Genomic DNA, 20,594 nt, shown 5'->3' on the forward strand with positions numbered 1-20,594 from the left:
AACAGACTCTGCCCAGCGCGAACCCCATCCTTCTATGGCCTGCCCCTAACGCACTACCGACGACGCCAAGCGCCAATTCTCGAGGCGCGGGGCAGCACTGTCATGTGATTGTCATCACAGCCCGCCACACTATTAGCGGTGGCGTCGAAGCTGGCGAGGCGATATTGCACAGCACAAATCCACGCCAACTTCCCGCCACCAGCATGCTCTGCGATAGCTTTACTTGCACTGTCGAACACGCGAGAAAATATCATTCTCGCCTAACCTGAACTTGGCCAGCTTTCGCTTTGAAAAAAGCGCCTTTCACTCGCGTGGTGCGGCGCCACCAAGTCAGAGGCAAACACGCGTTACCTGTGCTGGCCCTCGACAATGGCCGACGAATACCAAGAGCATGCAGACTTATTTCACCGAGCGAGCAACACAAATGCTCACCCCAGTGGCTGGGAAGAAAGGCATGCCTTTTTCCTTGGAACAGAGAGAAGCTTATGAAAGACTGCAGCCCTGATAAGGCCCTCGTGTTAACACACCAGCCGAATAACTCGAGTGTTGAGGAAAGCGGGATCGATAATCCGCCGCCGCGCCTCAATCAGACTCGCGCTGGCATCAAACCCAAACCCCAGACTGATGCAGACTTAAGCGATCCATCTCTCTATTTCAACCGTGAACTCTCTCACCTGCAGTTCAATATTCGTGTACTTGAACAGGCTCTGGACGAATCGCACCCGCTGCTAAACCGCTTAATGTTCTTGTTGATTTTTTCATCAAACCTGGATGAGTTCTTCGAGATACGGGTCGCTGGGTTCAAGCGCCAAATTGCCCTAGGCGACACAAGAACTGGGGCTGATGGCCGGTCACCACGCGCTGTATTCAACGAAATATCAGCCGTTGCCCACAAACAAATTGAGCGCCAATACAAAATACTCAATGATGTATTACTGCCTGAGCTGTTAAAGCATGGGCTACGCTTCCGGCGCCGCGATGACTGGACCAAAGCCCAGCATGAATGGGTACAAGACTATTTCGAAAGAAAGATCATGCCAGTAATCAGCCCTATCGGGTTAGACCCGTCTCACCCGTTCCCTAGGCTGGTGAACAAAAGCCTCAACTTCATTGTGCAGCTCGAAGGCAAAGATGCGTTCGGGCGCGAAGGCGGGCTGGCTATCTTACCGGCACCTCGCTCTTTGCCCAGAGTCATCATGCTGCCCCAGGAGCTCTGTGAAGAAGGCTTCACGGAGTCTGTTTTTCTCTCCTCGATGATTCATGCTCACGCCGAAGAAATGTTTCCAGGAATGACGGTTCGCGGTTGCTACCAATTCCGCCTTACCCGTAATGCCGATATGCTGATGGACCCTGAAGGGGTTTCTGATCTGGCATCAGCATTGCGTGGCGAGCTGCTGGCGAGCCGTTACGGCAGCGGTGTGCGCTTGGAGGTCGTTGATACCTGCCCTGAGGAACTTATCACCTTCCTGCGCAAACAATTCGAGCTGGAAGAAGGCGATATTTACCGAGTCAACGGCCCAGTGAACCTGACCCGCATGATATCGCTGATCGACCACGTTGAGCTACCCGACCTGGTCTACCGCCCCTTTACTCCCGGCCTGCCAAAAAATCTCAGCAAAAGTAGCAGCCTGTTCGATACCATCGCCGCGGGTGATATTCTGTTGCACCATCCCTTCCAGTCTTTTACCCCGGTCGAAGACCTGATGGCCGAAGCGGCTCGAGACCCCGGCGTGCTCGCCATCAAACAGACGCTCTATCGCACAGGTGCCGACTCTCCCATTGTCAATTCGCTGGTTGAAGCAGCGCGCAATGGCAAAGAGGTAACCGTGGTGATCGAACTACGCGCCCGCTTCGACGAAGCTGACAACCTGTCGTTAGCCTCACGACTTCAAGAAGCCGGCGCTATCGTCATTTATGGTGTCATGGCTTACAAGACCCACGCCAAGATGATGCATATCGTACGTAATGAAAATGGCAAGCTGTGCCACTACGCACACCTTGGCACCGGTAATTACCATTCCAAAACGGCTCGCCTCTACACCGACTACAGCCTGATTACCGCCAACCCCTCTCTCTGCGAAGACGTACACCAGGTCTTTCAACAACTCTCTGGCATGGGGCGAGCTCGGCGCATTGAAACACTGTTACATGCTCCCTTTACCCTGCACGGAGGCATGGTGTCGATGATCGAGCGTGAGGCTGTTGAAGCACGCAAAGGCAAACGCGCTCACCTGATCATTAAATGCAATTCGCTGACAGAACCCAAACTCATACAAGCCCTCTATCGAGCATCTCAGGCTGGCGTAGAGTGCGACTTAATTATCCGTGGCCAGTGCTGCCTGCGCCCAGGCGTCTCCGGTATATCGGATAACATTCGGGTGCGTTCTATTATTGGACGTTTCCTAGAACACACCCGCGTTTTTTACTTTCACAATGGCGGCAATTCAGAGGTATGGGCCTCCAGTGCCGACTTCATGTCCCGCAACATGTTTAATCGCGTGGAAACCTGCTTTCCCCTGTTAGACAAAAAAATGGCGGCCCGAGTCCGCAAAGACCTGGAAACCTATCTTGTCGATAACTGCCAGAGCTGGCTACTCCAGCCCGATGGCAACTACATACAACAGCAACCCGGCAAAGCGGCTCCCATCAGCGCCCAAGAAACGCTGCTTTACGCCTACGCCGCCAAAACCTAAAACAGTCAATTAAACAACCCACACCAAACCGCCCCCGCAGCGAGCTGCGGGGGCGGTTTTTTCTGGTCTTTTGCTTTTTACGTCAATTACGTGCCAACCGGCCCGCCATCTTTCTTCTGAATCACGACAGTCGCCGCCCTCGGGCGCACACTACCGTCAGCAGCCTGAGTTGCATCTTCACTCGCTGGCCAATTACCGGGGTGCTGAATATTAATGAACAACGCGCTCTTGTCTGGCGTCATATACACCCCCGTTACCTCGCTGCCGTTGGGGCCCACAGCAAAACGCTTAAGATGCTGCTGGCGCTCTGGCGTCACAACTCCTCCCTCAAGCGCCGCGGGCACCACCGCCAACAGCTGATCATTGGTATACTCTGCCACGCCTTCGTAGCTATTATCCGTCTGGATCCACAAGATGCCCTGACCATCACCACGGTCGTCGTACCAAAGGCCGTCGGGGCTGGCAAACTGGTTAGCCTGCGTCAAACCAGAGCGGTTGTCGCTATCAGCGGCGGCGGCACCAAAAACAAACACCTCCCACTCAAAGCGCGACATATCATTGCCTTCTCGCCAGCGAATAATATGCCCAGCACCATTATCGGGACGCGGGTTAGCGTCATTCACAGGGGCGGTAGCAAAACCGACACCAAGCTCATCAATATGGTGTCCCTCATTGGTATAAGTTGCTTCGCTACCCGCTTCGGTGCGCTGGCTATTATTGGTTAATGTCATATACACCTCACCTGAGGCAGGGTCGACACTCGCCCACTCTGGGCGGTCCATTGGCGTCGCACCCATCAAATCGGCAGCATCACAGGTACGGATAAGAATACCCGCCTGATCATCAGCAGCTAACCCCAGCGCCTCATGCAGCAAACTGCCTTCACGGGTCGTCGCCTGCGGTGTTAGCGGCAACCACTCCCCGCTACCATCAGCATCAAAGCGCGCCACATAGAGCGTGCCATCATCCAGATATTTAGCGCCAACTGCCAGGCGATCATAGGCCGCACCTGGGCGATTAGCATCAGCCGGATCCCAAGCCGCCGTAGAAACAAACTTATAAATGTACTCGTTACGCGAGTCGTGACCAGAATAAAAAACCACGGGTTTACCTGGATCAAGCTTACCCAGCCAGCACCCCTCGTGACGGAAACGACCCAGTGCCGTGCGCTTTACCGCACGCCGACTGCCATCGTAGGGATCAATCTCAACTTGGTAGCCAAACGTACGCGCCTCGTTACGATAGTCTTCACGGGCATCGCTCGCGTGAGGGGTAATATCAAAGCGCGCAAACTCACCCTTCTGCTCAGTAGCATCACCAGCCGACGTCTCCCACCCGTAGCGGCTACGCTCAGTAGGAATACCAAGGCGGGCATCATCGAGAAAGCGCTCACCCGTATTAACAAAAATATTGGGCCAGTTCTCTTCACAGGCAAAATAAGTGCCCCACGGCGTGTAACCATTTCCACAGTTATTATTGGTACCACGGGTTAGCCGCCCTTCCGGCGAAAACCGCGTTTTCACATAATCGCTGCCTGCCACAGGACCGGCGAGCTCCATCTCCGTGGCGCTGGTAAAGCGGCGGTTATAAGGAGAGTTCCGCACATGCACCCAGCGGCCATCAGTCTCTTTTTTCACTTCAACCAATGTCACGCCATGCGCATTGATTTCAGTGCGCGCCTCTTCAGCCGGGCGCGCGCCCTCTGTCGCATTCGTCGGCCCCCCTTGGTGGGCCCACAACGCTTTCTGATCAATATATTCGTTATTCAACGCCATCACGAAGCGCTGCGACCCCGTTGGCTCATCCAGTGCGAAACCATGCATACCATCATGGTGCATACCCACGCTCATCGCCTGCTGCTCTGAGGTTATGGCAGCATCAGCATTCCACTCCGGCGCCGCGTTTGACAGCGGCGTACCCCACGGCAATACCACCTGTGCGGTATACCCTGGAGGAACCACCACCGCGTCAGTGCGCGACCCAGCGATTGACTCAAACGCCAGGCTCAGCGGCGTCTTTTGCTGACTCGCGCTTGAAGCCAACGCTTGCGCTGCACCACCAAAGCCCAGCATTGAAGCCGCTGCCAGTCCTAAACCACCTCGCATCACATTACGCCGAGAGACATGGCGCTCAAGCACAGCCGCAAAAGGCTCGTTGACGCTCGGGTTAAGTACGCGATGATCCTCAATTTCCTTGCTCATGGGGTCCTCCTCGGATGAGCGGAGACAAGATGACGTGAGGATAAAAGCAATAAGTGACAGCATGATGAAAGAGGGTATCGATACTTGCCGTGGCCATCAGTAGACAGAAGCCATAGCACCAGTAATTATTGACAGCTACACCACTTGGCGGCAACCTCTCGCCAGACCCGCCGAAGGAAGAACCATGATCTCGCCACAGGACCCGGCCCCCCAAGAAGCCACCAACGAACCCCGACGGCTCGCTGCCATCGACTTAGGTTCTAACAGTTTTCACTTGTTAGTGGCCAACTACCAAGACAACCGCCTCCAGGTTGTCGCGCACTTGGGTCATAAAGTGCAACTAGCAGCAGGCCTGGATGAAGACGACCTGCTCGATGAAGCCACCATTACCCGCGCACTGGAATGCTTGGCACGCTTTGCGCCTTTTCTGGAAGGCGTCACCCAAGACCATCTGCGAATAGTGGGTACCAACGCACTACGCGATGCCGCCAATAGCGAAGCCCTTATCACCCGTGCTGAAGCTAACCTGGGTCACCGTATCGAAATTATTGCTGGGCGCGAAGAAGCCCGCCTTATCTACCTAGGTGCAGCACATGCTTTAGCCGAAGAAGGCCGCCGCCTCATCATAGATATAGGCGGCGGTTCTACCGAATTCATCATCGGCGAACACTTCGAACCACTGGCTTTGGAAAGTTTGAAAATGGGTTGCGTGACCTTCACGCAGCGCTTCTTCGCTAACGGGGAAATCAGCGAAAAGCACATGCGCAAAGCCGAGCTAGCGGCCCTCTCCGAGCTGGCCAGTATCCGCCGTCCTTATCGCGAACTTGGCTGGCAAGACCCTGTCGGGTCTAGCGGTACCATCAAGGCCGCCGCGGCGGTACTGGCAGTTAATGGGACGGAGCAAGAAGGGATCATCACCCGCGAAGGGCTCGCCGAACTGCGGCGGCGGCTGATTAAATTCAAACGTCTCGATGACATCCGCATGGAAGGCCTCAAGCCGGACCGCGCACACGTCTTCCCAGCTGGCATGGCAATTCTCAACGCCATCTTCGAAACCTTTGACCTCAAACAAATGCGCTACTCAGATGGTGCCCTTCGCGAAGGCGTTCTCTACGACCTGGTCGGGCGCAACAGTCCCGAAGACAGTCGCCTCAAGACACTGGATAACCTTAGCCGCAGCTACCAAGTAGACGCACGCCAGGCCGACAATGTGGCCACCACGGCCCAAGCCCTATTCGACCAGGTAAAAAATGACTGGAAGCTAAACAACACCCAAGCCCGCTTTCTTGAGTGGGCAGCACGCCTGCACGAAATCGGCTTGGCCATTTCACATAGCCAATTCCATCGCCACGGTGCCTACCTGCTGGAGCACTCAGACCTGCCTGGTTTTTCACGGCCAGAACAGTCTTTGCTGGCCTTTTTGGTACGCGCTCATCGCCGCAAATTTCCACTTAAAGAGTGGCAAGCACTGCCCGCTTCTGACCGCGATACCCATGCCCGCTTAGCTCGCCTGCTGCGCCTAGCTGTTATTCTTAACCATTCGCGCCCCGAGCAACCCCCCGAGACACCACGGCTCTCGGTCAAAAGCAACAAGCTCACGTTAGACCTAAGCCGCGACAACTCAGCACTGCTACGCAACGACCTTGAGCAAGAAGCCAACTACCTGCAGGCCGCCAGCTTCAACCTGCAACTAAAGCGCTGACACTACCAGACCCAAACCAATCACATTCGTACGCTAACCACGGTCACTCAGTGGTAGAAACCACCGCTGAGTGACCGCCGACTTAATGAGCCAAAGGCTTCAAATCCATTTTTTATTTCGAAGTACAATTAATAACAACGCCACAACGGCAACACAAATGGCACAAACGACCCAGAAGCTGACTGGCTCAGACGTTCCAGGAATACCGCCGACATTAATCCCCAGCAGACCCGTTAAAAAACCCAAGGGTAAGAAAATCAACGAAATCACAGAAAGAAGATAAAGGTTCCGGTTAACCCTCTCAGACATCACATTAGTCAGCTCGTCACGTATAACCACAAGGCGATCTCTGAATTCATCCAATTCCTCAACAACACGAATAACTCTGTCATGAACTTCACTGAGTCTGCGCAGCTCTTCTGGCGTCATAAAGGCAGGTGAGCGGAAATGCAAGAGATACGCTAAGGCATCGCGCTGCGGCGCAACAAACCGACGAAAAAGAATCACATCTTGGCGAGCATCCGTAATGCCCTGCCGGAGTTCCTGGTCGGGTTCGCCCAACACATCGGCCTCCAAAATATCGACACGCTCCTCTAAATTACGCAAAAAGCTTTCTATTCGTGTACACAATAACTCTGACAACCGGCATAAAAACTCACCCGGTGTCTTGGGGCCATTACCGGTACGCACTTCATCCTGCAAAGACGTAATGGTCGCCAACGGCCTCAGGGTCAAAGTGACAATTCGGCGTTCATCGGCCCACATACGGATAGACACCATATCTTCAGGGTCCGCACCCGGGTTCGTATTGACCCCGCGTAAGTTAATCAGCGTTCCATCCTGCATGGTCTCGGCACGTGGCCGAGTTTCATCCTGAAGCAACGCATCAAGACTTAACGGATCCAGAGAGTTCAGGTTTTTCTCAAGCCACACACGCGTATCAGGCGCACCGGCATCCATGTGGATCCACAGCAACTGATACTCCGCCATCGCCGCCGTCAGCGCATCCTCGCCAACAACCTCATGGCCCGTGTTTTCTCCGGTTAAATATGTCGCAGAGTGCGTAGCCATGCTGGGCTCCCTCTAGGTAATAAATGGTCGGTATAACTGGATGGATAATCCTAAAAAACCGCCAAAATCAATTGATCAATAACAGGCGATATACCCATAATGGTAACATGGGCGACATGACTTTCCGTGAAGATAACAAGAAAAAAATAATGAGAATAAAATAAACTCTGTTTTTAATTCAACACAACACCATCAAATAAAAACCACAGTAACCAAGGTAAGTAGCGCCTATCACCGCAATTTTGGGGGGGGGGCACCGTCTGAGTAGTAGGTATATAATACTTTTTTCATTGATATCGTCGATCCTACCATGACTCACCTCACCATAGCGTATTACATACTTGAAGTGCTCACTGGAGCCAGGCAAGATCATTTTGTCATGGCAGAACATTCCGTGTTACTTCGTTGAATGAACACTCAATTAAAGAATGCCTCTTTGTCTGCTTTTCTTAGCTACCCCTGATTTTAAACAGCCAAAACCTCAGGCCTTGTTAAACACTCTGTGTATCCTTCGACTAGGTGGCCTCTTACTAGTCAACATTCAGGCCGTAAGCCGAGCCTTGGTAGCCTAGCAGGTCAGAGATAGTACAGGCAGACTTGGCCACTTCGATGCGGAGACGGTCGCGATCTCTCTCAGGAATTTCATATGCTGGCACCATAATGCTAACCACCCCTTCGATTTCACCGCCATGATTACGTAACGGATAAACAATTGAAGATATACCAGGCTGAAAGAATGAGTCACTGATCACATAACCACGCTCGCGGTCTTCTTGAACCAAGGCCCAAAATGACTCTCGATCTGCAGAAGCTCCAGGCCCATTGTCCGGGAGGCTTGGCTCAGGATAAAGGACATCAAACTCTTCACGGCTTAATCCAGTCAGCAACATCCGCCCCAAAGAAGTGCGATGCACCGGCAGGCGAGTACCCACACTTACTCGGCGCACCGTCGTGTTAGCGGCGCTGACACGCGCCACATAGATAACATCTCTATCATCACGAATCGCAATATGGCTTGAGCACCCTGTCTTGTCACGCAAAGACTCAATGATGGGTTGCCCAGCTTGTACTAGGTCTAGTGAAGCAACATATTCAAATCCCAAACGTAGAACTTTACTTCCAAGCGAATATAATCCTGTAGACGGGTGCTTACGAATAAATCCCATATACTCTAGAGTTTGAAGAGCACGATAAGCTGTAGCTTTAGGAATATCAACACGCGTTAAAATCTCAGCAAACCCCATCTCTCGATGACTGCTGCTCAGCTCCATCAGAATGGTCAGGCCACGCTCCAATCCCGGAATCAAGTATCTGCGTGCGTCCTTCTCTGTGTCACTCATCGCCCTACCACCTCACATCCATTGATTAATATTGACATTTATATCTAAATCCGACTTTAAAGCGCCATCTCTCACCGATTACACTCAACATCTCGAAAAATGAACCCTTTCGTTTTACGGCAGCAGAGTCGTCTCCAAACACACCCATAAGTGAACTAAATTTTAAATTATTTATAAATTAACTCACTATCTAACTTTGCGATCAGCTGATTTAGCGCAACAGATAAAATATAATCGTAACATGTATCTATTCATACAAGTCAGTATTTAATCACACGTTTAGGCCCGCGCTGTCGCAGATAACCGCTTGTCTCGCAAGGAGACCATACGACGCGCAAGACGCTCCATTAGCTCAACCTTAGCAAACTGACTAGCGGGATCATCCCAGAGATTCTGGGTTTCATGTGGGTCCTTCAGCAAATGGTATAACTCGCCACTGAGCTCACCTTCAAAAAGGCTAAGCCGCCATCCACCCATCACTAATGTCGTAATGCTTGAGTTGGCATCACCATCCTGAAATACAGCAGTTCCAGCATCCTCGACAAGCACAGGTGGTGCTGGCCGCAGAACATCAAAAAGGTCATTCCCTTGCATACCGATGGGTACCTTCAACCCAGCTCGCTGTAGCATAGTCGGCGCTAAATCAATGGCACTTCCCAGTCGACGTGAGACTCGTCCACTTGCTCCGCCCTCTTGAGGATCACGCCAGATCAGCGGTACGCGTATAACACTTTGAAAATGCAAGCCTAGCTTGAGCGCGGTGCCATGATCCCCCATGTAGTCACCATGATCAGACGTGAAGGCGACCACTGTATTCTTGGTAAGTCCATTAGTGTCGAGCCGAGACATCACCTCGCCAACCCCATCATCAATCATTGTGATGCTGCCGTAGTTAAGGGCTATTATTTCACGTAACTGGCGCTCAGGAAGTGTCAACGGCCAGTGGCTATCAGGTTCTTTTTCTCCCCACCGATAAGGCTCTAGTGCCGAGCTGGAAAGTCCTGGAATGGTGTTAACAGAGTGCCCAGCACTGGGAGGTAGAACAACCTCGTCAGGATCGTACATCGACCAATACCGACCAGGTGGTGTAAAAGGATGATGCGGATCAGGAAAGGACACTACCAGAACAAATGGCGTTTCATCATCCTGCTCATCAAGAAAAGCACAAGCCTGCTCAGCAACATACGTTGTTGGGTAAGCATCTTCAGGCAAGGCCGTACGCCAGCACTGTGGTGCTGTGATACGAGCATCAAGCAAGGCATTTTCCGGCCCACGCACGTCATCAGGGTTAATGCCTTTGTCTCGTAACCAAGCGGTGTAATGCCCCTCTACTTGATCGCCATGCCCAATACATAGGCGTACATGGTCAAACCCATAATAGGGTGTAGCTAACTCAAGCTCGGGGTCTTCGGCCCAACGCTGCCGAACTTCCCAGCCATAACCATCGCCATCGCGCTGCCGACGCAAACTATGCCATAAACCTTCCGCTGGCCGATCCCCCTGACCATTTAAACGCCGTTCAGGTGCTGGGATATTGGTCACATTTTGGAAATGCGCTTTGCCAATATAAGCCGTGCGATAACCCGCGCCGCGAAGCACATCTGCGAAGGTAACACTATCCAAGTCCAGTGGGATGCCATTCTGGCGAACGCCATTCACTGACGGCTGCTGGCCGGTCATTAAACATGCCCGATTAGGCTGACATATTGGAGTGGTCACATGAAAATTGGAGAAGCGTACTCCCTCGGCAGCCAAACTGTCCAAGTGCGGTGTACGCACGGTAGGGTCGCCGTAACATCCTAGATGCTCTGCCCGCTGCTGGTCTGTAATAAAGAGTACGAAACTGGGTCGACTCATGATACATCCTGTAAACAGAGAGATATGTTACCCCTGCGCAGCTTCCGCAGAGGTAACAAAACTCAGTTGAACATCAGCCCCACCGGCCAAGTAACAATTGCAGGGAACATAAAGACAATCGCAATGGCCAAGAAATCACAAACTAGGAAGGGCACCGCCGCTTTATAGATACTGCCCATACTGGTTCCCTCAGGTGCCACGGCTTTCATTACGAAAAGAGCGGCTCCCAATGGGGGAGATGTAGAGCCCGTTTCAATAGCAATCAGAAAGAGCACAGCGAACCATAACGGGTCAAAACCAAACTCTATAACAACAGGTACAAAAATTGGCAAAGTGACCATCATAATCGGCAGTGGCCCCATAAACATTCCTAGCACCACTACTGCTAACACCATAGCTAATACAATAGTTTTTTCACTGAAAGGTAAGCCAAGTACAGCATCCATCAAACCATACGTTGCACCAGTGAATGACAAAAGCTGAGTAAAAGACACAGCACCAGCCACAATCAATAACACCATCACCGAGATGGCCGCGCTTTCAAACATCGATTTTTTAAACTTTTTTATACTCAGACGACGTTTTATGATAGCTAGTATTATTGTTGCTACGGCTCCTGATGCAGCGGCTTCAGTCGGAGTAGCCAAGCCAAGAAATATCACACCCACTACCGCAAATATGATGAAACCAATAGGTAGAATGTTTTTAATGCCCGCCTCAACTTTTACACGAAGCGTCGTTGGTTCGCTTTCAAACGATGGTGCAATATCAGGCTGCAATGTACACCGGCCGATAATATAAACCGTGTAAAGCACCGCCATTAGCAAACCTGGTAGTATGATAGCGATTAATAGACGGCCAATCGGCAGCTCTGCAACAACGCCCAGCACCACAGCTAGCGAGCTAGGCGGAATCATAATGGCAAGACCGGCTGAGCCAAGAATTGGCCCCAGTGACATCGGTTTTTTATAACCACGCTTTTCCATCTCTGGCACTAAACTAGACCCCAAAAGTGCAATGGACCCCATGCTATTACCAGTTAAAGTAGAAAAAAGAACGCCCCCACCTACGGCCATTAAAGAAAGCCGGCCACGCACCTTACCGAACCACTTATCTAACGTATCTAAAAGGTCATTTGCAATGTTGGAGCGAAACATAACTTCGCCCATAATCATAAACATAGCAATAGGCACCAAGGTAAAGCTAGTCAACGCCCCTGTCGTGCTGATCACCAGCTGCTCAACGCCTGACATACCACCTAGCAAAAAGTATGATGCGATCAAATTAACAACAAGAAAAGCGAACGCTACTGGCATGCCTAGCATCATCAGAACCAAGAGCGGACCCATAATCATGAGCAGCGTGAGCCACCATTCCATATTAGCCTCCAGAGAAGCGTGTTTACTATTGTGGATGAGCTGATAGCTCAGCGCTTTAAACTATCGAAAACTTGTGCGAAAAACTGAACCGAAAGCAATGCCATACCAACAGGAAATACCATAGTTATTAAATAACTTGGTGGGCGCATTAGCGTTGTTTCTCGCAAGCCAAACTCCCATTGATCCACAGTTACCAGCACGCCAATCCAGGCACAATAACCACACGCTATCGCTGCCACAAAACACAGCAGAGCAACCACAAGGCGCCGCACAGATATAGGAAGCGCCTCAACAACGAGATCAATAGCGACATGCCGATTCTTTTCAAGCAAATAGGGAGCCCCTAGAAAGGTCATATAAAGCAGTGAGTATTCGCTAATCTCGATAACCCAAACTAGTGATTTTCCAAACATCAGCCTCGACATAATTTCTGCAAATACTAGACTTGTTGAAAGCAACAATACAAAAGCAGAAAACCAAGCAAGCCACAGATTAATTCGACTAACTGCACGCATAAATTTTGAGAAAAAATGCGTAACGGCCAGGGAGTCATTCATTGTGAAAGCTCCGGAGTATAAGTGGGATCGACGCCCAAACCATCTGGGCGTCGGAAGAAGACAGCAAATCAGTCAACTAACATTTCTTTCAGTTTGGCATGCAGCTCAGGATCAACATCTTCCGCAAGCATTTCCCAGGCGGCGCTAATCGCTGTCGCGGTATACTCATCAGCCTCTTCATCGCTCAGCCTAATCTCTTGGAAACCGGCGCGATCCATTTCCTCATAGCCTGTTGCAATGATCTCTTCCCAGCTCTGATCAATCTGTGGAGCTAGCTCATCACGCAGGTAGTTTTGCACTCGATTACGCAGATCTTCTGGCACTTCTTCCCAGGCTTCTGGGTTGATCAATACGTTGAACCCAGCACGATAATAAGGAGGCGTAATGTAATAATTCACCACATCATCAAATTGTTCAGCCCAACCTAAATTGCTTTGAGCAAATCCATCAATTACACCACGCTCAATCGCAGTATATATTTCACCGATGGGTAGCACTAAAGGCTCCGCACCCAGCGCATCAACAAAAGGTAAAATAGTCGGAAACACTCTGATGCGTTTTTCTGAGATATCGTCTAGACCACTAACCTTCTCTTTAAAAAACAGAAAGAACTGAACAGGGCTTGCAGGAATCTCACCTAAAAAGTATAGGCCACGTTCCTTGTGAACCTCGGTCATCAGGTCAAGATAGTCCGTTTCTGAAATTTCTTCATAGGTTTTAAAGGAAAGATTAGAGGCAGTTGCAGACGGCACCAAGCCCGAGTAGTAACTCGGGCTAATGAGTGCCATATCAATAGCCCCATTACGCACAGAATCAGCTAAGCGAAAGGGCGGAATGACTTCAGGGCCACCACGCCAGTTTATCTCAAGCTCACCTTCAAACTCCTCGTTTATTCCTTGAACAAACTGCTCAAACCCGTGTGAAACAACTGTTGTTTTAGGGGTAAAGGAAACAGCATTGAGTTTTATTTTCTCGGCTTGAGCCGCAGTAGCTGCACTTATTAAAGCCAAAGTGAGAAAGGATTTGGTCAGAACTTTCTTAGTCATATGATAGGTCTCTTAAGTATTTTATTGAACGTTACGTTATGACAAACGCCTTGGCGTCCCTAAGCCACATCAGGCAGTTCAATGCCCCAGGCATCATAGCCATAGACCCAATCAGCATTTCCCTCACCCTTCAACCAATCGTTGGCCCGAGAACCTCTCTGAACATCGGCAGTGCGTGACTTTCGAGCGATCTCGTAGCGCTTCAATGCTTCGGAAAGCCCATCCCGATCAATGCCTTCCAAACAACGTGAAAGTACTACTGCATCCTCAATGGCCATACATGCACCCTGAGCCATGAAGGGCACCATGGGGTGTGCTGCATCACCGAGAAGAGTGGCATGACCTACGGTCCATTGCTCCATGGGCTCACGCACATAGAGAGCGGACTTTGTGACGCTGTCGCAAGCAGCCAGCAGAGCCTGAACGTCTGGGTGAAAGTCTTTATAGACGTCACGCAGCTCCTCCACATCGCCAGGTAGCGTCCAAGACTCATCACGCCAGTCATCCTGGGCGGTAGTGGCAAAGATAAAGACCTCTTCACCGCCTGTTAGGGGGAAAACCACAACTTGAGTGTCAGAATTTGGCCCCCACCACTTGGTAAATGCATCCAGATTTTCCAGCTCAGAGACGGCGCTGCGCGGTATCACCGCACGGTAAGACACTAAACCTGTAAACTCAGGTTGATCTTCGCCAAACAGCTCACGGCGTACCGATGAATGAATACCATCACCACCGACGACTAAATCGACCTCTTCTTTACTGCCATCAGCAAAATGAATCCGCATAGGATGACCTTGCTCGACTCGTTCTGCCTGCTTAGATAGACGAATAGACTCCTCAGGCAAGACATCCTCAAGCGCCTTCAGCAAGTCGCCACGATGGATCGTCAGTTGCGGAGCTCCGTATTTTTCTTCAGCCGCTTCACTCATTGGTAACCGCGACGTTTCTTCACCAGTATCCCAAGTGCGGCTAATACGATGTGTAGGACGAGCTGCCGTCTGACGCAACACCTGCCCTACACCTAATTTATCTAACGCGCGCACGGCGTTAGGTGTCAGATTTACATCGGCGCCTATACGTAAAAACTGCTTGGCACGTTCAAAGACAATCACCTCATGCCCTTGCTGACGCAGCGCCAGGGCCGCGCATAACCCGCCAATACCGCCACCACAAATTCCGATCCTCAAGCCTGCCATGCCGTTCCCCCTTTATTTTTATTGATACACATGGCTACACCAAAATATCAAATATGAAACCATGTTTATTATCTGACACCCAAAATTTAGGCGCATCATTTGTCTTTGTCAAACCCAATCCGAGCGACTAACGGAGCGTTGAGAAAAATGGCCTTCTCAGATGGCATATCCCAGGTATTCAAACACCGGATACCGCGGTTGAGGCCGTACCCGGCCTTGATCAGAACTGGAATTGAGCGCTCGCCATCACGCGATTAGCATCCACTTTTTCTCCACTAACCTTTTCAAGGTTAACGTGCTGAAACTCAGCACCCACCGATAGACGTGAGTTCACATCCCAGATCAGATTGATATGAGAAAATTGCACGGTGTCAGTGACTTCTTGGAAGGCAGGAGTGTCATCCGGTAAATCCTGATGGACCACGGAGGTGCCAATTGAGCTCGACCAGCTGCTGTTCCATTTGTGGTCCAGAGAGAGGCCATAGCTCTGAAGTTCAATGGCTTTGAGCGAGCCATCAGCGGCTAAGTAAGCATCAGGAGCACGAAACTTTGCGCCAGACGGGGGAACATAGTCCAGATAACCACCCAGGCCTTTACCCACCATTACATTGCCTTTCAAGGTGGTTTGATCGCCCAGTGGCAGAGCGCCTTGAGCAGCGACCCCGTAGCCAGTAGTCGTTTGCTTATCCCCTGTCAGCAATGAATCAGCCGAGAACTTACGCACCACACCAGAGATGCCAAAGTTGTTCTTGTACTGATAACGTAAGGTCAGGTCTGGCAGTCTCACCGTATTATCTGCTGCACCACCAAGGCCTAGATCAGACACCGAGGACTCAGGATCTTCCAGAGCAGCAGCAAAGGTATTCACACCTGATTTATAGGTATATCTCACCTGATCAGGACGGCCCGTTGCATAACCAACAGGACCACCTAGCTTGAGGATTCTCGGTGTGCCCAGAAAGTGCATGAAGTTGGTCCAAGTCTGACCAGCCAAAAACCCATAATACTCACCATAGGCATGGCGCAAACTAAGCTGACCATCAGGCAAAAAATGCCCCTCGATATAAGTCTTTAATACTTGATTATCAATACGCGTTTGCGTACGGAAGTTAATACGTGACTCATTAACCGTAAAGGTAGTTTTACCATCGGTTGCGTTACCTCGAGTAGCCGCCGCCAAAGGATCTGTGGATTCGCCCAAGTTATAATCAAAGTCATAGATAGCATCAAACTTGATGTAACCACCAAAGGTAACATCAGTATTGGTGCCAGGAATATTAAATGTACTCCGATGGTTCCAAGGTGCGCCGACACGGCTTGGCTCACCCGTGACAACTGCTTGACCGGCGGGAACAACATCATATGCTTGTGATATTTGAGAAGCAGTTATCCCTACCGGCAGAATCGCGGCAATCATTAAATATTTATTGTATTTCATTGAGGTTTCTCTTTGTTATAAATCATTGAGGTCAGGAAAATGTAGTTCTAGTTATTCACCTGTTACTTATCACTTCCTTTATCTGTCACGTCACTCCTTAGCACGATGCATCGCGATGTATTATTCGTACTCGTCACGTTGCGTGACGAGCATTAATAAAATCAGTACAGTTTTTTCTGAGGTGGGCCAGCAAACTTAAGTTCACCAACACTTGCCATGTTAACCTCGACCAGCGCTGGGCCAGCCTGAGCTACGGCTTCGCTGATCACTTTGCCGAAGTCATCTCCGTGCTCAACCTTCCAACGGGGAATGGCTAACGCATCAGCTAGCCCTTGGAAATCCGGCGTGTGCAGGTCGTTATAGTACTGGCGGCCATCAAAATACTTGTCCTGAATGCCACGCATCACACCATAGCCACCGTCATTCATGACGATCAGGGTCATATCAAGTTGTTCTTGAGCAAGCGTTGCAAGCTCACCAACCATTAGCATCAATCCACCGTCACCGACGATAGTTACCACTTTGCGGCCGGAAGCCCCTACGGCGCAGCCGATACCGGTTGCCAAACCTTGACCAATAGCTCCTGCTAGGGAATGGATATTGGTCAGCGGGCGCTCTGCGGGCAGTAAACGGCTTCCCCAGGTGCTGCCAGAGACGGTGATGTCACGCACAAAAATACCGTCGTCTGGTAGCGCCGCACGAACCGCATCGGAAAGCTTTGCATATTCACCCACTTGGCTACGTAGCGCCTGTTCAGCCTCACTGACTGCTGTGGCTATGTCACGGTCAAATTGAGCGTCGGGCACACGCTTTCCGTCGATATGGGCTACCAGACGACGAAGCACATCGCCACACTCACCGCACAGGAAGGCATCCGCGCGGTAGTTTCGATCTGCGGCGGCAGGGTCAACATCGATCTGCACCAACGGACGAGGCAATGCCACAGAATAAGTGAGCGTTTCGTTACTACGCAGACGTGATCCGGCCACCAGCATCAAGTCGCTGCTCTCAAAGAGCGCTTCTACTGCCGGTGCGCTATGGAAAGCCCGCAGACTGCGTGGATGGCTGTCGGGCAGCACACCTCGTGCATGCGTGCTTGACACCACGGGGATTCCAGCATCCGCTAAACGGCGCACAGCATCGCCAGCATCCAGACAACCCCCGCCAATCCATAACAGCGGGCGCTTAGCTGTCAGTACACGCTCAGCTAACGCCTCAACGTCAGCATCAGAGACTTGAGCCGGAGCAGTAGGCTCAACCGGCACCGCGCCATTCCACTCAACCTGACTCGCTTGGATGTCGATGGGAATTTCCAAGCTCACCGGGCCGCGCGGCAATGTCATTGCCTCTTGAATGGCGCGATGTAACAAAGGCACGGCTTGCTCTGGCGTGCATACCCGATAAGCACGCTTTGAACAGGCACGGAGAAAACCCATCTGGTCGCGGGTTTCATGAATAAAACCGGCATCCCGATCGAGATAAGCCTTCTCTACCTGACCAGTAATGTGCACCAGCGGAGTGCCGGCATTAAGCGCTTCAAGCATGGCACCCACTGCGTTCCCAGCACCGGCGCCGGTACTGGTCAATGCCACACCAAGACCACCAACACGAGTATGGCCATCCGCCATGGTTACCGAACCTGCCTCACCACGGGCTGGCACAAAACGAATCTGCTCGCGCTGACCAATAGCATCCGCAATCGGCAAGTTATGAATCGAAATAACGCCGTATACGGCCGAGACCTCGTAAGCTTCTAAAGTGCGGGCAATCGCTTCACCCACGGTAATGGTCGTCATGATGAATTCCTCAGTAACCGTGGGCGTTCAATCGCACCAGGGGTTGGGATTGTGATTGAGGCCCAAGTACAGACTTTTTTGCTGCATGTAGGCTTGAATACCTTTGCGACCCTTTTCGCGACCCAAGCCACTTTCCTTGTAGCCACCAAAAGGTGTCGATATGGAGAACGTTTTGTAGGTATTGATCCACACGGTGCCAGCCTCAAGAATGGCGGCAAGACGCAGAGCGCGGCGATAATCGGCAGTCCAGACCCCCGCTGCCAAACCATAAACGTTGTCATTGGCCAGCCCAATCAGCTCGTCCTCATTGTCATAAGGCAGCGCCACCAGCACTGGGCCAAAAATCTCTTCTTGGCAGACCACGCTTTCATGGCTCAGGCCATCGATCAGTGTCGGCAGATAAAAACTGCCTGAAGCCAGCTCCTCATCTTGGGGAATTTCGCCACCTACACGAATACAAGCGCCTTCTTGTCGCGCGCGCTCGACATACGCCGCCACACTGTCGCGGTGAGCCTCATTAATCAGTGGGCCCAGATGAACGCCCGGAGACTCGGGATGACCAACACGCAAATTGCTGGCTACTTCTTCTAGCCGAGTCATGACCTCGTCGTAACGACTGCGATGAATGAACAGTCGCGAACCGGCGATACAGGCTTGGCCTGCTGAACTGAAGATGCCGTAAGCCACACCTTTAACCGCCTGCTCTAGGTCGGCGTCTTCGCAAATGATCGTGGGTGACTTACCACCAAGTTCTAGCGAGGTACCAATCAGCTTATCGGCAGCAATATGCGCGAGGTGACGACCGGTATTCGTACCGCCAGTAAAGGAAATCTTACGCACTTTGGGGTGGCATACGATGGCTTCGCCTATCACACTGCCTCGACCCGGCAATACACTGAGCAGCCCTTTAGGCAAGCCCGCTTCTTCGAACAGCTCGGCGAGCTTGAGCGCCAAGAGTGGCGTGGCTTCGGCAGGTTTAAGCACCACCGCATTACCGCCAGCAATCGCTGGTGCCACTTTCTGCATCTCGCTGGCAATGGGCGAGTTCCAAGGCGTGATGGCAGCGATCACTCCGAGCGGCTCGTACTGGCTCAGAGTCATGACCTCGGCATTACGCTGTGTAGGTAACTCACCTTCCAAGGTTTCACAGGCAGCGGCGAAGTAGCGCGCGGTAGCAGCGGCACTAGCCACTAGCCCACGGCTCTCGGCCAGAGGCTTACCATTGTCACGCGTCTGAAGAGCCGCTAGCTCTTCGCTGCGCGACTTAATCAGATCGCTAACGCGATACAGCACTTCAGCCCGCTCATGCGCCAAACGGCCACGCCACGCTCGCCAGGCGATATCGGCGGCATTCACTGCCTCTTCGACATCTTCCAAGCTTGCGGCATGAAGCTCAGCATTAATCGAACCGTCCGCAGGGAACCGCGAGACAAAGAGGTCCCCTCGCCCCTTACGCCACTCACCTGCGATAAAAATCTTCTGACTCATCTCAGACACCTCCACTTAAAACGAGACCGGCTCAAGTACCTGACGGCAGGCACGGACCACAGAAAGAGCAGCGAGCGTCGACGTCTTGGGGTTGCTTTCCAGAGGGTATCCGTTAAGTTCAATGCTGAACTCGCCGAAGCGTCCCCGTGCATAAATGCGATGGGTGTTACGAGTAGTGGCCGGATCGACACTCAATTGAACTCGCGTATCGCGCATACCCACTCCAGCTAGGGCAATGGTGGCGGCAACATTTGAGTTGGCCGGAAAGAGGCGTGCGGCCTCACCAGCATCACCTTCAAAAAACACCACTTTCTCGGTAACCGCATCAAGATCGATCAGTGTTTCAGCGTGGCTACCTTTCCAGCTACGAGGCGCCTTGCAGGCTTCATATGTCACCTCGTCCAAGCCCCCTTCACGGGCAGCCGCCAAACCATCCATGCCGGTTACCGCGCCGGATAGCAGCTGCATGCGTCCACCGCCTTCACGAGCGGCCGTGGCAAGGCGGGTATAAAGCGCCTCGTCAGCCAAGGCTCCGGTAGCTACTACAGCCAATGTGAGGCCGCGACGCAGCACCGCTTCACCGTGCTCAGCCAGCCCAGGCTGACCAGCGCACTCCACGACCAGATCGGGCACTTCGGTACACTGATCAATGGCGGTCAGCACCTCGACGCGCCCCGCCAACTGCTCGCGAACCGCAGTGGCATAAGCTTCTGGCACAACCAGCCAAGCCAGCTCCATTCCTTCGGGCAGTAAGCGATGTACCTCACTACCCATGGCGCCATAGCCGATCATTAATAGTCGTTTCGTCATGCGGCTCTCTCTCAAATAAG

General features: G+C 51.9%; 15 protein-coding genes. 2 read left to right on the forward strand and 13 right to left on the reverse strand.

The window, feature by feature from the left end:
* Positions 1-53: 53 nt before the first annotated feature.
* Positions 54-254, reverse strand: coding sequence for a hypothetical protein (locus H616_RS0100445; protein WP_027965587.1), 201 nt, complete (start codon positions 252-254; stop codon positions 54-56).
* 231 nt (positions 255-485) lie between these two features.
* On the opposite strand from H616_RS0100445, the gene ppk1 reads away from it, so the two are divergent.
* Positions 486-2,693, forward strand: a complete 2,208-nt coding sequence (ppk1, locus tag H616_RS0100450) for a polyphosphate kinase 1 (protein ID WP_035572222.1) — start codon at positions 486-488, stop codon at positions 2,691-2,693.
* A gap of 86 nt (positions 2,694-2,779) precedes the next feature.
* Here ppk1 and H616_RS0100455 read toward each other — a convergent pair whose 3' ends face one another.
* A complete protein-coding gene (locus tag H616_RS0100455) occupies positions 2,780-4,894 on the reverse strand; it encodes a PhoX family protein (protein WP_027965589.1) in 2,115 nt (704 codons plus the stop codon).
* Between the two features lie 184 nt (positions 4,895-5,078).
* Here H616_RS0100455 and ppx point away from each other — a divergent pair, with 184 nt between their 5' ends.
* Positions 5,079-6,596 (forward strand): exopolyphosphatase, encoded by a 1,518-nt coding sequence (gene ppx, locus H616_RS0100460; protein ID WP_027965590.1) that lies wholly within the window; start codon positions 5,079-5,081, stop codon positions 6,594-6,596.
* 99 nt (positions 6,597-6,695) lie between these two features.
* Here the strand turns inward: ppx and H616_RS0100465 are convergent, their stop codons facing one another.
* The 11 genes from H616_RS0100465 to H616_RS0100515 all read right to left on the reverse strand — a co-directional run bounded on the left by H616_RS0100465 (position 6,696) and on the right by H616_RS0100515 (position 20,574).
* Positions 6,696-7,667, reverse strand: a complete 972-nt coding sequence (locus H616_RS0100465) for a zinc transporter ZntB (RefSeq protein ID WP_027965591.1) — start codon at positions 7,665-7,667, stop codon at positions 6,696-6,698.
* Between the two features lie 530 nt (positions 7,668-8,197).
* A complete protein-coding gene (locus tag H616_RS0100470) occupies positions 8,198-9,007 on the reverse strand; it encodes an IclR family transcriptional regulator (RefSeq protein WP_027965592.1) in 810 nt (269 codons plus the stop codon).
* 279 nt (positions 9,008-9,286) lie between these two features.
* Positions 9,287-10,864, reverse strand: a complete 1,578-nt coding sequence (locus H616_RS0100475; RefSeq protein WP_027965593.1) for a sulfatase family protein — start codon at positions 10,862-10,864, stop codon at positions 9,287-9,289.
* A gap of 62 nt (positions 10,865-10,926) precedes the next feature.
* On the reverse strand, positions 10,927-12,243 hold the full coding sequence (locus H616_RS0100480) for a TRAP transporter large permease (protein ID WP_027965594.1): 1,317 nt from the start codon (positions 12,241-12,243) through the stop codon (positions 10,927-10,929).
* 47 nt (positions 12,244-12,290) lie between these two features.
* Positions 12,291-12,800, reverse strand: coding sequence for a TRAP transporter small permease (locus H616_RS15170; RefSeq protein ID WP_051233853.1), 510 nt, complete (start codon positions 12,798-12,800; stop codon positions 12,291-12,293).
* Positions 12,801-12,868: 68 nt separating this feature from the next.
* Positions 12,869-13,846 carry a TRAP transporter substrate-binding protein DctP gene (gene dctP, locus H616_RS0100490; protein ID WP_027965595.1) on the reverse strand — a complete coding sequence of 326 codons (978 nt, stop codon included), beginning with the start codon at positions 13,844-13,846 and terminating at the stop codon, positions 12,869-12,871.
* Between the two features lie 59 nt (positions 13,847-13,905).
* Positions 13,906-15,042, reverse strand: a complete 1,137-nt coding sequence (locus tag H616_RS0100495; protein ID WP_035572225.1) for an FAD-dependent monooxygenase — start codon at positions 15,040-15,042, stop codon at positions 13,906-13,908.
* 220 nt (positions 15,043-15,262) lie between these two features.
* Positions 15,263-16,480, reverse strand: a complete 1,218-nt coding sequence (locus H616_RS0100500) for a DcaP family trimeric outer membrane transporter (RefSeq protein WP_027965597.1) — start codon at positions 16,478-16,480, stop codon at positions 15,263-15,265.
* A gap of 161 nt (positions 16,481-16,641) precedes the next feature.
* Positions 16,642-18,276: a thiamine pyrophosphate-binding protein gene (locus tag H616_RS0100505; protein ID WP_027965598.1), complete on the reverse strand. Its 1,635-nt coding sequence runs from the start codon at positions 18,274-18,276 to the stop codon at positions 16,642-16,644.
* 27 nt (positions 18,277-18,303) lie between these two features.
* Positions 18,304-19,764: an aldehyde dehydrogenase gene (locus H616_RS0100510; RefSeq protein WP_027965599.1), complete on the reverse strand. Its 1,461-nt coding sequence runs from the start codon at positions 19,762-19,764 to the stop codon at positions 18,304-18,306.
* A 15-nt stretch (positions 19,765-19,779) separates the two neighbouring features.
* A complete protein-coding gene (locus H616_RS0100515; RefSeq protein ID WP_027965600.1) occupies positions 19,780-20,574 on the reverse strand; it encodes an aspartate dehydrogenase in 795 nt (264 codons plus the stop codon).
* Between the last annotated feature and the right edge of the window lie 20 nt (positions 20,575-20,594).

This window comes from Halomonas halocynthiae DSM 14573, from assembly GCF_000425725.1.
GTDB classification, from domain to species: Bacteria; Pseudomonadota; Gammaproteobacteria; order Pseudomonadales; family Halomonadaceae; genus Halomonas; species Halomonas halocynthiae.

Excerpts from the sequence above, each read along its gene's own strand:
- H616_RS0100445 (WP_027965587.1), bottom strand. The coding sequence starts at position 254 with ATGATATTTTCTCGCGTGTTCGACAGTGCAAGTAAAGCTATCGCAGAG.
- ppk1 (WP_035572222.1), top strand. The coding sequence starts at position 486 with ATGAAAGACTGCAGCCCTGATAAGGCCCTCGTGTTAACACACCAGCCG.
- H616_RS0100455 (WP_027965589.1), bottom strand. The coding sequence starts at position 4,894 with ATGAGCAAGGAAATTGAGGATCATCGCGTACTTAACCCGAGCGTCAAC.
- ppx (WP_027965590.1), top strand. The coding sequence starts at position 5,079 with ATGATCTCGCCACAGGACCCGGCCCCCCAAGAAGCCACCAACGAACCC.
- H616_RS0100465 (WP_027965591.1), bottom strand. The coding sequence starts at position 7,667 with ATGGCTACGCACTCTGCGACATATTTAACCGGAGAAAACACGGGCCAT.
- H616_RS0100470 (WP_027965592.1), bottom strand. The coding sequence starts at position 9,007 with ATGAGTGACACAGAGAAGGACGCACGCAGATACTTGATTCCGGGATTG.
- H616_RS0100475 (WP_027965593.1), bottom strand. The coding sequence starts at position 10,864 with ATGAGTCGACCCAGTTTCGTACTCTTTATTACAGACCAGCAGCGGGCA.
- H616_RS0100480 (WP_027965594.1), bottom strand. The coding sequence starts at position 12,243 with ATGGAATGGTGGCTCACGCTGCTCATGATTATGGGTCCGCTCTTGGTT.
- H616_RS15170 (WP_051233853.1), bottom strand. The coding sequence starts at position 12,800 with ATGAATGACTCCCTGGCCGTTACGCATTTTTTCTCAAAATTTATGCGT.
- dctP (WP_027965595.1), bottom strand. The coding sequence starts at position 13,846 with ATGACTAAGAAAGTTCTGACCAAATCCTTTCTCACTTTGGCTTTAATA.
- H616_RS0100495 (WP_035572225.1), bottom strand. The coding sequence starts at position 15,042 with ATGGCAGGCTTGAGGATCGGAATTTGTGGTGGCGGTATTGGCGGGTTA.
- H616_RS0100500 (WP_027965597.1), bottom strand. The coding sequence starts at position 16,480 with ATGAAATACAATAAATATTTAATGATTGCCGCGATTCTGCCGGTAGGG.
- H616_RS0100505 (WP_027965598.1), bottom strand. The coding sequence starts at position 18,276 with ATGACGACCATTACCGTGGGTGAAGCGATTGCCCGCACTTTAGAAGCT.
- H616_RS0100510 (WP_027965599.1), bottom strand. The coding sequence starts at position 19,764 with ATGAGTCAGAAGATTTTTATCGCAGGTGAGTGGCGTAAGGGGCGAGGG.
- H616_RS0100515 (WP_027965600.1), bottom strand. The coding sequence starts at position 20,574 with ATGACGAAACGACTATTAATGATCGGCTATGGCGCCATGGGTAGTGAG.